General features: G+C 42.1%; 5 protein-coding genes. 3 read left to right on the top strand and 2 right to left on the bottom strand.

What is annotated here, in order from left to right:
• Nucleotide 1 precedes the first annotated feature (1 nt).
• Nucleotides 2-2,272, bottom strand: coding sequence for a glycosyl hydrolase family 95 catalytic domain-containing protein (locus WFY05_RS19525; RefSeq protein WP_340114609.1), 2,271 nt, complete (start codon nt 2,270-2,272; stop codon nt 2-4).
• Nucleotides 2,273-2,566: 294 nt separating this feature from the next.
• On the opposite strand from WFY05_RS19525, the gene WFY05_RS19520 reads away from it, so the two are divergent.
• A complete protein-coding gene (locus tag WFY05_RS19520; RefSeq protein ID WP_340114608.1) occupies nt 2,567-4,186 on the top strand; it encodes a glycoside hydrolase in 1,620 nt (539 codons plus the stop codon).
• Here WFY05_RS19520 and WFY05_RS19515 read toward each other — a convergent pair.
• A complete protein-coding gene (locus WFY05_RS19515) occupies nt 4,183-8,256 on the bottom strand; it encodes a hybrid sensor histidine kinase/response regulator transcription factor (protein ID WP_340114607.1) in 4,074 nt (1,357 codons plus the stop codon). The two genes, WFY05_RS19520 and WFY05_RS19515, sit on opposite strands and share 4 nt — an antisense overlap.
• Nucleotides 8,257-8,486: 230 nt before the next feature.
• Between WFY05_RS19515 and WFY05_RS19510 the strand changes: the two genes are divergently transcribed.
• The gene (locus tag WFY05_RS19510; RefSeq protein ID WP_340114606.1) at nt 8,487-10,637 is read left to right on the top strand and encodes an alpha-glucuronidase family glycosyl hydrolase; all 2,151 of its coding nucleotides are present in this window, start codon (nt 8,487-8,489) and stop codon (nt 10,635-10,637) included.
• A gap of 60 nt (nt 10,638-10,697) precedes the next feature.
• A complete protein-coding gene (locus WFY05_RS19505; RefSeq protein ID WP_340114605.1) occupies nt 10,698-13,763 on the top strand; it encodes a SusC/RagA family TonB-linked outer membrane protein in 3,066 nt (1,021 codons plus the stop codon).
• The last annotated feature ends 12 nt before the right edge of the window (nt 13,764-13,775 follow it).

Here is a 13,775-nt window from a genome sequence, read left to right as displayed (position 1 = left end):
ATCAGTTCTTTTTAGTTAGTTGGATGGTTTCTCCTGCTTTGGTGTTGATGTAAATAATGTTGTCTTTCATCGTGTATTTTCGATTGACCTTGAAAGCGCTTTTAAAAGGATTCGCAATGACTACAATGCCACCTTTTTCTGATGTGATGTTGACATTATCTGTTCTACCGTCTTTCAGTTCTGCAGACACAACAAATGCACCGTTGGCTCTTAATTTGTCGAAGCTGGCTGTTTTCCACCCGGCAGGAAGAGCCGGAAACACCTGAATAACTCCTGTGTGACTTTGAAGCAACATTTCCTGAATCCCCGAGGCAAAAGCAAAATTCCCTTCGAGCGTAAACGGGCGATACGTAAAGTTTGAATGTCCGGCTTTGCACTGGTCGCCATTCAGGTGAAATGAATTTTTTGAGCAGAAGCATTCAGCAAAAGTGCGTAGTGCGTCGGCTGCTTTTTCGCCGTCGAATGCCCGGGCATAGAGGTTACCCTGCCAGCTAAACGAATATCCGACCCACGCCGAAGAACCTTGTTTCGAAAGGTTTTTGAGTGTATTTTCAATTGTAGTTTTATCTGCTTCTCCGATAGAAACATCTACCAATCCCAGCGGATGAAAGGCCATCAGGTGAGAAAAGTGCCTGTGCGACTCATCATAAGGAAAGCCCGGAGCGAACATAAATCCCGTTTCCGGATCGATGGCATAATCCGGCCAAAGTTCCAATTCTTTTTTCCACCTTTCTGCTTCCTCATTCAAACCAAGTTCCAGGGCACATTCCTGTGCTTTTTCAAATGTCCAGCGGATGAGTGCCAGGTCAAAATTGGTAGTTTCAGGAAACCAGGCTTTAGCAGAGTTATTATGAATCTCAGGGCTTGAACTCATCCTAAGTTTATGAGCTCCAGATTCAGAACTTACTGCTATGTTTTCGAAAAAGGTGGCAACGTCTTTTAGCCATGGATAGGTTCGCGTTTTCAGAAAATCCCTGTCCATGGAGTATCGCCAGTGTTGGTAAAAATTGTGCCCCAGCCAGGCCGAAACAGTTTGCCCCATCGAATACTGAATCCAGCCCCCCATAGCTTCTCCATCCAGAGTTGTAACTCCGGGAACGTTTAGTCCTTCAACCTCAAAATAATCGCGTGTATATTTTTTAAATGCCGGGCGGTTGTTCCATAACCAATCCACAAATCCTTTTTCCAATTGAAGGTGGTTACCTGCGTACGAAGGCCAGTAACTCAATTGCGTGTTCAAGTCGTGGTGGAAATCACCTTTCCATGGTGGTATCTGGCCATTGTCGGCAGTCCACACAGCTTGCAACGAGATAGGAGGCGTGTTTTCGCGTGCAGCTGCTCCAAACTTATACATTTCGAGGAAATACTGTTTTTCCAAAAGCGGATCGGGAATGCTAATCGAAGATTGAGCCCAGTAATTTTTCCACCAGTTTAAGTGTTCTTTAAATGATTGATCAAATCCTTTTGAACCTTCAATTGATACCAACTCTGTAGCCGGAACGCTTTTCTGTGCTTGGTCTTTCTGAGATGAAATCGACCAGCAACCTTCCAATACCTGTCCTTTGGTTTGCCATTCAACATGAACTTCGTACGTAAATTCATTCCAGCCTTTCTGCTTGTAGGTTATGCTGTTGGCTTCTTTTTGTATTGTTCCGGCCGGGTATCCTAATTGACTGAGCGATTGAGCGCCTTGTTTCTCTTCGAACTCTCCCAGGTAGTCGGGCGCGATCAGTTCGGTACTTATTTCTTCCGGAATATTTTCGAAGCGATACCATCCAATCGATTTATCTGCCTGAATAAAAGTTTTAAGTATAGTGCCATTTTCCCATTCAACAGTGCTGCTTGCAGTGGGTAAATCGAGTGTCACTTGTTTTACTTTCCCCAACTTTTCTACAGCAAACTCTAATGCAGCAGCCGGGATTTTTGTCGGTGCGGCGTAGTTATTCGAAGGGCGGTCGAACTGCTGGTGCACTGTCTGATAGTCTCCCGTTTTCCAGTAATTATATACGTCATTGAATTTCCATTCGTTGAAGTTGATGTTTTCTTTTGGGCGTAAATCCCACAGATCCGCCCTGTCGAGCGAAAAACGAAGTTTGCCATTCTTTTCCCAAATAAGACAGCCCAGCATACCATTGCCAAGCGGAACGGCTTCGTCCCACTTTTCGGCAAGCTGATCGAAAACCAAATTGTGGTCAGTCGTATTTAAAGTCTTCTGAGGTTCGTGGCATGAAAATAAGACAACTATAAAAAGAGTTAAAGTAAAGAGTTTCATCGATTTAGTTTTATCTGATTTTTCAATGTACTAATTCCTATGATCGCAACGAAATAAGCAATTGGAATTTGATAGTGTTGAAATTTATAAGTAATGGATAATATTCTGAAATAATTTCAAACATATTAAAAAAATAGCATAAGTATTTCTGTTGAGGTGAAAATATTATTATCGCTTGTTAAAAATAATTCTATTCTTCTTGACATTAAAGCTCACAACTTAAATCATACAATAGATTAAAAAATATCCATTAGTTTTAGCATCTAATTGTACTTTTTACATTCAAACTTGACTATGAAAACATTTCACAGAAAACTATTTCTGGCATTTGGAGTCATCTCAGCCGTTCTTTTTTCCTGCAGCAAAGAAGATGAACCCACGGTTACGGCCTCACTTTCGTTTGTTCAGTCGACTATTCCTACATCGGAACTTTCGTATGAAGGCAGTTCTTTCGAAATTGAAGTGGAATGGGCGTATACAGAATGGAGCATTAAAGCCGAAGACGCTATTGAAGGGAAGGAATTTATTAGCGCGGTTACACCGGCTCGTTCGGGTGCGGTTGATGGTGAAACCACACGAACCACTGTAACTGTGTATTACAATACAAATCGCACTTCTACCGTAAATCGTCAGCAAATTGTATTAAAGTCACTAAGCGAAAATATCACAGACACCGTTATCATTGCACAGGAAGGCAAACCCATTCCCAAGAATTCTGTTGTTATCGATCCCGAAGTTACATATCAAACCATTTCCGGTTTTGGTGGAGCTAACATGATCTGGGGAACGGATTACCTCACCTCTGCAGAAATGGATCTGGCATTCAGTACCGACAATGACGGACTCGGACTTTCATTGTATCGTGTGCGCCTTTCTTCCATCAAGAACGACTGGGCCGGATTGGTAAACAGCATTAAAGGAGCGAATGAGCGGGGCGTAAAAGTGCTGGCTTCGCCCTGGTCGCCGCCGGCCGAATGGAAAAGCAACAACAGCACCAATGGTGGTGGATCGCTGCTGAAGGAACATTACAGCGATTTTGCCGGATATATCAACGAATTTATACAATTCATGGACGAGAATGGAGCTAAAATCGATGTGGTATCTATTCAAAACGAACCGGACTGGGCTGCTTCGTATGAAGGCTGCGAGTATACGCCGGAAGAAATGTTTGACTTTGTAAGAAATTACGCCGGCACCATTCAGGGAGCTAAAGTAATGGCGGCCGAATCGCTGAATTCAAAACATTCCTACACCGATGATATTCTGAATGATCCGGTTGCTGAGCAGAATCTCGATATTGTTGGTGGTCACCTGTATGGATCGGGACTGACTCCCTATCCGCTGGCGGCACAAAATGGAAAAGAACTCTGGATGACGGAACACCTGTTAAATCTGGATAGCGGAAATAATCCGGACAACTGGACGGCTGATACTGATCCGAAAATAATCTGGGACGAAACCATGGAGATGATCACGGAAATACAATCGGCCATGGAGTTTAGCTGGAACGCTTACATTTGGTGGTACATCCGTCGCTATTATTCATTTTTGGGTGATGGCGAAAAAGGAACGAGCCGTGGGACTATTCTGAAAAGAGGTTATGCCATGTCGCAGTTTTCAAAGTTTATCAGGCCGGGGTATGAGCGTATTGATGCGCAATTGGAAAATGCTTCTGCAAGTATTACAGTGACTGCTTACAAAGGTGAAAACGAAATAATATTGGTTCTTGTAAATGCTTCTGATACTGAATCGGCTGAGATGAGTTTTAAATTGCCTGATGGTTTTTCAACAGCAACGACTTATACCACATCGCTTTCTCAGAACCGGGGAAAAGAGGAACTGGCTGCTACGAACTCTGAAGTGAATTTTACATTGAGTCCCAGTTCTGTAAAAACATTGGTAATTAGAAATTAATCTGCACGTTGTTTATGGGCAAATTCGGTGGGTGATACGCCATAATAGCTTTTAAACGAATTACTAAAGTGCGAAAGGTTGGAATACCCCAGCGAGAAGGCCACTTCACTAACACTTAGGTCTTTGTTGGTAAGCAGGTAAGTTGCCTGTTTCATTCGGATATTACGAATAAAATCGCGTGCCGACTGATTGGTGAGTTCTTTAAGTTTACGGTGCATGTGCACCCGGCTGATGCCAACACCGTCGGCAAGCATTTCCACATTCAGTTTCTCGTTCGAGATGTTGTCTTTTATGATGGTCATTACTTTTTCCATCAAAATTTCATCGTGTGATTTCAACTCGATCTGTTCCACATCAAACTGCCCGTTTTCGGATTTAAGCTGCTCAAAAACTTTTCTTCTGTTTTCAAGAATATTACTGACAATTTTTTTGAGAAAATCGCTGCTAAACGGTTTAACTACGTACATATCAGCACCGGTTTCTATGCCTTCCGCCCGATTTTCATCTTTCGACAATGCGGTTAACAAAACCACCGGAATATGGCTGGTTTGCAGGTTACTTTTTATTTTTTTGCAGAGGGTTATTCCATCCATTTCGGGCATCATAATGTCAGTTATCACCAGGCAGGGTTTTTCCTCCATCAGCAATTCAAAGGCATGTTTGCCATCGGCTGCGCTGATCACATGGTATTTATCAGAAAATTCATTCACCAGATAATCGCGTATTTCCTGCTCATCGTCCACCACAAGAATTTTGTTGAGTTTTTTTATGCGCTTACCGTTTTTTGATGTTAGTTGCGATAAGTCGGGGAAGAAATTCCGGTGCAGACGGTTTATCGGTGCAGGTAGTATATTTTCGCTGCTAACCAGATCTTCAGCGGGTAGGTGGGCATTACCAAGTGGCAGTTCAATAATAAATCGCGACCCGGGGCCATCGTTTCTGTTCTCGGCGGTTAAAGTGCCTTTGTGCAGATTGACCAGAGCTCTGGATAAGTGAAGCCCAACTCCTGTTCCGCCTCGGTGGCTTGGATCTTTCGATTCTACCTGGTAGAACCGATTAAAAATACGTTCGAGGTCATTTTCTTTTATTCCAATGCCGCTATCACTCACCGTTATCTTTACCGCATCTACAAAATTCTTGTCCTCGGTTTTCATAACCGTGCTGTTTATGTTCAGATCGATAGTGCCATTTGCCGGCGTAAATTTAAAGGCATTGGACAACAGGTTAAGAATCACCTTTTCAAAATTCAACGGATCGATCCAAACCTCAATCGATTCATCGGACGCGTGAATATTAAAATTGATGTTCTTTTCAGTGGCTAGTATTTCGTACGACTGTGCAATTTCGAGAATAAAGTTGTAGAGATTGGTTTTTTGAAATTTCACAAGAATAACTCCTTTATCGATACGTCTAACATCCATTAGCTGATTCACCAAACGCGAAATCCGGTGCGCATTCTGATCTATAATTTGATACAGACGTGAGGTTTTTTCGTCGGTTTTTTGTAACATCAGTTTTTCAATCGGATCGATGATCAGAGACAGCGGTGTTTTAATTTCATGCGAGATATTGATGAAGAACTGCATTTTCATCTCATTCATTTTCTCTAAATGCCGTCTTTTGATCATTTCCTGGTAAAGGGTGATGATACCTAAAAATAATAGGACGAAAAGTACTGTCCATAAAACTTTGGCCAATGTGGTTTTGTACCAGCTTGGGTAAATGATAATGGTAAGCTCACGGGGATCGGAATAAAGTCCTTTATCGGCGCCCCTGACTTTAAACAGGTAGGTGCCGTAATTGAGGTTGGTATAAGTGGCCCGCCGGTTTAGCGAGGTGGTTTTTATCCAGTTCTCATCAAATCCTTCCATCATGTATTCGTACGATATTCGGGATTGATTGGCTAATTCCCCGGAAGTAAATCCAATGGAAAAAACATTGTCTTTTTCGTGCAGCAGAACGGTATCAGCGATAACGATTGATTTGTTCAGAATAATATGTTTTCCTGATTTATCTCCAATTTCAACAGGTTTATTGAAACGGCTAAACTCGGTTAACAGAACATCGCGAATTCTACGGGTATAGTCGAGGTAATTTCGTTTAATTTCCGTCATGCCGTTAATTCCGCCAAAAAACAATTCGTTTTTTTCGCTTCTGTAAGTGGCGTTCCGGTAAAACTCATTGGCCTGAATACCGTCGTAAGCATAATAATTGGTAAACGTGCTGTTATTTGGGTCAAAACGCGAAAGCCCATTGTGCGTACTTATCCAAATCTTGCCAAATTCGTCTTCATTAATGGCGCTTACCACATTGTTGCACAATCCGTCTCCTGTATCGTAGAACCTCGTTTCAAGTGAGTTTACATTAATTTTTACCAGTCCGTTGTATGTGCCCGCCCATATATTTCCGTTATGATCCGATTGAACTGTAAGTACGGTATTGTGATTCAGATTTCCGTTGGCCGTATTAAAATGACGTAACTTTTCTTGTTGAGGGTCAAAATAAAATAAGCCCACATAGGTTCCTATCCAGAAGTTTTGTTTACGATCGATGAAAATGGTATTGACCCATTTGGGAATTTGGCTGTTCAATTTTTCATTGTCGGTCATTCCCTGCCGAAATGTGTCAGTTTTCGGATCGAAGCGGCAAATGCCTCCACCCAGGGTTCCCAGCCAAAGTATTCCTGACCGGTCTTCAACGATGCTGATAATGTTATCGCTGCACACGCTGTTGTCATTTTCGGGATCGTGTTTGTATACTTTAATTTTTCCGGTTTTTTTATCGAATCGCAGCAGGCCGTTAAAATAGGTTCCCAGCCATACATAATCGTCGCTACCGTGTTGAATGGTAAGAATGTTATTGGCATCGATCTCACCGTTCTCGTTTTTCAATACCAGGTGATGAACCTTTTCATCAGATCGGTCAATTCGGTAAACACCATCGCCGTCTGTTCCAACCCAAAGCTGATTGTCGATACCAACGATGGAAGTAACACAACTCGAGCCGATGCTGTTATCGCCAAAAGCATGATAACCGTAGTGACGAAAAATCTCGGGGGCTTGCGGAAAAAGGTACAGTCCTTTCTGAAAAACACTTGCCCAAACGTTTCCTCCGTTATCTTCAATTAAGGAATGTATTTTACTTTTCGAGAAATCGAAAGGAGAGGTGTTTGGTGAATAGTTTTCCAGGAGCCCGGATTGTGGATTCAGGCGTTTTAGTCCAAAACCGTCTGTTCCAGCCCAGAGGCGTTTTTTCGAATCGAACAAAAGACTTTTTACCGGTAATTCCTTTTCCTCGTGCAAATCCGATTGAATCGGTTCCACTTTCCCGTCGGATTTGTTTATTCGAACCAAACCTCCCTTTAAACTGCCCACATATACCGAACCGAGATCATCCTCACAAATTGATGAAATATTATTGCTGGGTAAGGCATTTCCATCTTCCGACGATTCGGTATACAGGCGAATTTCTCCGCTTACAGGGTCGTACGCATTTAACCCGTCATTGTCAGAGCCGATCCAAAGTACACCATTCGAATCTTCAAAAACTACCCTTAAATAGGGGCTGCAAAGTTGTTTGTTCAGCGATTCATTATAATCTACCTGTCCCGTTGTCTGATCCAGGCGAATAAGGCCGTAACCCGAAGTTGTCATCCAGATGTAGCGATTGGCACAAACAATAATTGATGTTATGTAAAGGTGAATACGTTCATCGGAAACGTAAAGAGGAATTTCGGTAAACGATTCACTTTCAGGGTGATAGATCTGTAGCCCGTTGATCTGGCCGACCAAAAGATTGCCCTTATTGTCTTCGCCCAATGCCGTAACAAAGTTGTTTTTTAACGAGTTGTCATCGTCGGCTGCTGCAAAAAATGTTTTAAAATGAATGCCATCGAAACGATTTAATCCATCTTCCGTAGCCACCCAGATAAATCCTTTTTGGTCCTGGTGAATTGCGTTTATTAAGCTGTTTGATAAGCCTTCGTTGTAATCAAAAAAATTGTTGCTTTGTGCGTTTGCGAGGGATGGCAAAAGAATCAAACAAGCCAGTGCGAAAATGAAATTTCTCATATTCATATTACCACATCTGAACATGGCTTAAAGGTAGCAATTTAGTTTTAGATTTTGGTGCATGTAACCTATCATAAACAATATGTAACGAACAGAAAAGCGATGTAACAGGCATAAAAATACCTGTTACAGAAGAGTTAGGCTACTTTTTCCCCTTCGCCGTAACTTTACCTACAGTTATTTAATCAATAAAACTGCGATCTAGCGATCCGAACCTAAAATTTATGTCGATGAACTCTTTTCGGAAAAGAAAAGTCTTTATTGTACTGTTTCTGTTATTTACCAATTACCTTTTGGCAGGTAATAATGAAGACGGCTCGAAATTATGGTTTGCCAATTTTTTGTTGCCGGCAGAATATGAAGGACCACAAATCTCATCTGTGGTTGTTTCCGAAGAATCTCCCACCTTTTCATTAATTCGTTCAGAACTTATATCCAGCCTGGGCATTTTATTTGATCAGGAAATCACTTCTATGACTGAACCTGATGCCGGAAGCATCTGTGTTGGTGCCATAAAAAACGATTTTATTGCTGAGTTAATCAATCCCGAAGCTTTTCAGGAAATAGGAAATGAAGGTTATATAATTAAATATCTCCCTGAAAAAGACATGACAGTGGTTGCTGCTAATACCGATTTAGGGTGTTTGTACGGCACATATCATTTTCTCAGTGTATTACGCACAAATCCACAAGAACTTACTTCAACTCCAATAATTGAAACTCCGGCCTATGATCGGCGAATATTAAACCACTGGGATAACTTGGATGGTACCGTTGAACGAGGCTATGCAGGTCATTCAATTTGGAAATGGGATGATTTGCCCGAAAAACTTAATCCGCGTATTATTGAATATGCCCGTGCCAATGCTTCTGTTGGAATTAACGGTACGGTATTAAATAATGTAAATGCCAGCCCCGACATACTAAAAGAAGAATTCCTGCAAAAGGTTAAAGTTGTGGCTGATGCGCTTCGTCCTTATGGAATGCGGGTATACCTTTCGGTGAATTTTTCTTCTCCAAAAATATTGGGCGGATTACCTGATTCTGATCCCTTAAAAACGGAGGTGAAAAACTGGTGGGATAATAAAGTTCAGGAGATTTATGAACTGATACCTGATTTCGGCGGATTCCTGGTAAAAGCTAATTCCGAAGGACAACCCGGGCCGCAGGATTACGGCCGAACGCATGCCGACGGTGCAAATATGCTTGCCGATGTATTAAAACCTTACAAAGGCATTGTAATGTGGCGTGCATTTGTATACAATCCATCGGGTGATGACAGGGCCAAACAAGCTTACAACGAATTTAAACCTCTTGATGGAAAATTCCGCAGCAATGTATTGATACAGGTGAAGAACGGGCCGGTTGATTTTCAACCCCGCGAGCCCTTTAGCCCGCTTTTTGGTGCAATGGAACAAACCACGCTGGTTCCCGAATTGCAAATTACCAAAGAATACCTCGGATTCTCTGATCATCTGGCTTTTCTTGGCACCTTATTCGAAGAATTTCTGGATACAGATACCTATCAAAAAGGCAGAAATACAACAATAGCCCGAATTACCAATGGCGATATTTTCAACGACCCGGTTACGGCCATTGCCGGAGTAGCCAACATCGGACAGGACACCAACTGGTGTGGACATCATTTTGCACAAGCCAACTGGTATGTTTTTGGCCGTTTGGCATGGGATCCCGGTTTGTCGGCACGCGATATTGCCAAAGAATGGCTGGAATTGACTTTTTCGCAAAACAAAAGATTTATTCACGAAATGAGTCGTGTGATGATGGAATCGCGCGAAGCGGTAGTTAACTACATGACTCCGCTGGGGCTACACCACCTGATGGGATGGAGCCATCACTACGGGCCGGAACCTTGGTGCGAAATTCCCGGAGCGCGTCCGGACTGGCTGCCAAAATATTACCACAAAGCCGACGATTTTGGAATCGGATTTAATCGTTCGTCAACCGGGAGCAATGCTGTTGAACAATATGCCGAGCCATTACAGATCATGTTCGACGATCCGCAACTGTGCCCCGATAAATATTTGCTGTGGTTTCATCACCTTCCGTGGGATTATACCATGAGCAACGGCCGGGAACTTTGGGATGAACTCTGCTACAAGTACAGCGAAGGAGTTGATCAGGCTAAACTTTTCAAGGCAACCTGGAAAAATATGTCGAAATACGTTGATCAGCAACGCTATGATGAGGTAAGTAAAAAATTTGATATTCAGGTTAAAGAAGCCATTTGGTGGCGCGATGCCTGTTTGTTGTATTTCCAAACATTCTCGGAAAAGGAAATACCGGTCGAACTGGATAAACCGGTGCATCAGTTGGAGAAGCTGAAGCAATTAAAATTCGATATGACACATCACAATTAATATAAACTATATGAACCATTATTTTGATAAGAAAGTGACTAACAATCAAATTTATTAACTATGAAAAAAATCTGTGTTTTTTGTAAAGAGGTAGTATTAATGCTATTGCTCTTTTTACTCGTACATTCTGTGGCTTTGGCACAAAATGTTACGGTTAGTGGTACTGTTACAGATGATGCCGGGGAACCGCTTCCCGGTGTTACGGTTACTATTGTTGGAGTAACCGCGGTGGGAACAGTTACGAATATTGATGGTAAGTACGAATTGGAAGTTCCCGGTGACGGACAACTGGACTTTCGATATGTAGGATTTATTCAACAGATCGTTGATGTTAACGGCAGAACAACAATTGACGTTACTTTACAACCTGATTTAGTGGGCTTGGAAGAAGTTGTTGTTATTGGTTATGGTACACAACGAAAAGAAGCTGTTACAGGATCTGTTGCTTCAGTAGGAGGAGAACAGATGCGAGAAGTGCCATCATCGAATTTCACCCAGGCTTTACAAGGTCGTGTTGCCGGTGTTGAGATGTCGCAAACATCTACCAAACCGGGAGCAACCATGCAAATTCGTATTCGTGGTACACGTTCGTTGAACGCAAGCAATGATCCGCTGGTAGTACTCGATGGAATTCCATTTGCCGGTTCTATTGGCGATCTTAATCCAAACGATATTAAAAGTATTGATATTTTGAAAGATGCATCGGCAACAGCTATTTACGGTTCGCGTGGTGCCAATGGTGTTATTTTAGTAACAACAAATAAAGGAAGCAAGGGCCAAAAAGCAACCTTCAGCTTTAACAGTTACTATGGTGTAAAAAATGCCATCGAATTCCCTATGATGGACGGGCCTGAATTTGCTGAACTTAGAGCAGTACGCGGCCAGTATGCCAATTCTTTGGAGGAATCAGACGATATCAGTACAAACTGGCAGGAATTATTGTACCGAACAGGTATTGTAACCAGCAGCGACCTGGGCGTTTCAGGTGGTACGCAGGGAGGTTCATACAGTTTTGGTGTTGGATACTATAAAGATGAGGCGGTTTTACCGGGTCAGGAATATGAGCGTATTTCGCTACGTGCCAGTTTAGATCAGGAAATTGGAAAATATGTTCGTGTAGGTTTTTCATCCAACAACAGTTTCTCTATTTCCGACGGCAACAACCTGGGATTATACAGTACATTAAGTGCTTCGCCGCTTATCGATCCGTATAATGAAGATGGTACCTGGAAGAGAACCATAAAGATGCCTTCGGATGAACAATTTTTGTATTCCAAAGAAGTTATAGAAGGCCTGGGAGATAAATGGATTGACCAGGACAAAGCATATGGTACGTACAATAATATTTATGGTGAGTTTAAAATCCCGGGTGTTGAAGGATTGAAATACAGGGCAAATGTTGGTTTGAACCTTCGTACGGTTAATGGAGGTAATTACACCGGTCAGGGTGTATTTTCAATCAACCCTACAACAGAATCAACAGCAGCGATAAACAATTCAATAAATACGAATTGGGCAATAGAGAATTTGTTGACCTACGATCGTGTGTTTGCCGATAAACACAGTGTAAATGTTGTGGCTTTGTATTCGGCCGAAGAAAATTCTTACAACAGTTCATACATTGCTGCAAGAGACATTCCAGCCGATCATTTTCAATTTTACAACCTGGGGCGAGCTGATGGAGAGATCACCATAAATCCCGATTATCAGGGATATTCAAAAAGTGGATTGATGTCGTATATGGGCCGTGTAATGTATTCATACGATGGGCGTTACATGATAACTGCAACTGTACGTTCTGATGGTTCATCGCGACTTGCCGATGGAAAAGAGTGGCACACTTATCCTGCTGTTTCGGTGGGTTGGAACCTGGGCGACGAAAGTTTCATGCAAGGTATTTCTTTCATCAACCAGTTGAAATTACGCGCAGGCTACGGACAAACTTCGAACCAGGCAGTTGCTCCTTACGCAACACTTGGACGTTTGGCAACAAGGCCTTACAACTTTGGCGAAGAATTCGGCGTAGGTTATTACGTTTCAGAGTTGCCCAATACCGATCTGGGTTGGGAATATTCGGAAACAGTGAACCTTGGTCTCGACTTTACTTTATTCGACGGACGTTTATCAGGTACCGCTGAATATTATGTAACAAATACAAAAGATATCCTCTTGAGGTTAAGCCTGCCTCCAACAGCCGGGGTAGGAAGTTATATGGCCAACATTGGAGAAACCCAGAACAAAGGATTTGAATTATCATTAAATGGAATCATCATCGATAATTTGGATGGCTTTACCTGGGAAGCCGGTGTAAACCTGTATGCCAACCGTAATAAACTGGTAGCACTTGCTTCGGGACAGGAAAAAGATGAAGCAAACTGGTGGTTTGTCGGATACCCAATTGATGTAATTTATGATTATAAAAAAGTTGGATTGTGGCAATTAGGTGACGAGTACATGAATGTTTACGAACCGGGCGGAAATCCGGGGATGATTAAAGTAGAATATACCGGTGAATACAATGAAGACGGCTCGCCGGTTAGAGCTATTGGAGCTGCCGATCGTCAACCCATTACTCTCGAGCCCGATCTTCAGGGAGGATTTAATACGCGTTTGGCTTATAAGGGCTTGGATCTGAATATAGTTGGAGCCTTTAAAGTTGGTGGTAAACTGATCAGTACTTTATATTCTTCATCAGGTTATTTGAATATGATGACAGGTCGCCGTAACAATGTAAAAGTTGATTACTGGACACCTGAAAATTACGATGCAAAGTACCCTGCTCCGGAAGGATTGATAAGTAACGACAACCCTAAATACGGAAGTACATTGGGTTACTTCGATGCCTCTTATCTGAAAATACGTACAATTACCTTAGGGTATAATTTTGAAAATATCGAGTGGTTGAAAGACAAAGGAATAAGTAGACTTCGTCTTTATGCTTCGGCACAAAATCCGTTTGTTTTCTTTTCACCCTATCATGATGAATCAGGAATGGATCCTGAAACCAACTCTTTTGGTAATGAGAATGCAGCAGTTACAGGAACTTACCAGCGACGTTTATTGACGATTGGTACGAATACTCCTGCCACAAAGAATTATTTGTTTGGTATAAACCTGACATTCTAATCTAATTTGTAA

It is taken from the genome of Maribellus mangrovi, from assembly GCF_037646455.1.
GTDB classification, from domain to species: domain Bacteria; phylum Bacteroidota; class Bacteroidia; order Bacteroidales; family Prolixibacteraceae; genus Draconibacterium; species Draconibacterium mangrovi_A.
Note: the sequence above shows the minus strand (reverse complement) of the source record. Positions and strands in the feature narration are given on the sequence as shown.

Coding starts and splice junctions, on each gene's coding strand:
- WFY05_RS19525 (WP_340114609.1), bottom strand. CDS start 2,272: ATGAAACTCTTTACTTTAACTCTTTTTATAGTTGTCTTATTTTCATGC.
- WFY05_RS19520 (WP_340114608.1), top strand. CDS start 2,567: ATGAAAACATTTCACAGAAAACTATTTCTGGCATTTGGAGTCATCTCA.
- WFY05_RS19515 (WP_340114607.1), bottom strand. CDS start 8,256: ATGAGAAATTTCATTTTCGCACTGGCTTGTTTGATTCTTTTGCCATCC.
- WFY05_RS19510 (WP_340114606.1), top strand. CDS start 8,487: ATGAACTCTTTTCGGAAAAGAAAAGTCTTTATTGTACTGTTTCTGTTA.
- WFY05_RS19505 (WP_340114605.1), top strand. CDS start 10,698: ATGAAAAAAATCTGTGTTTTTTGTAAAGAGGTAGTATTAATGCTATTG.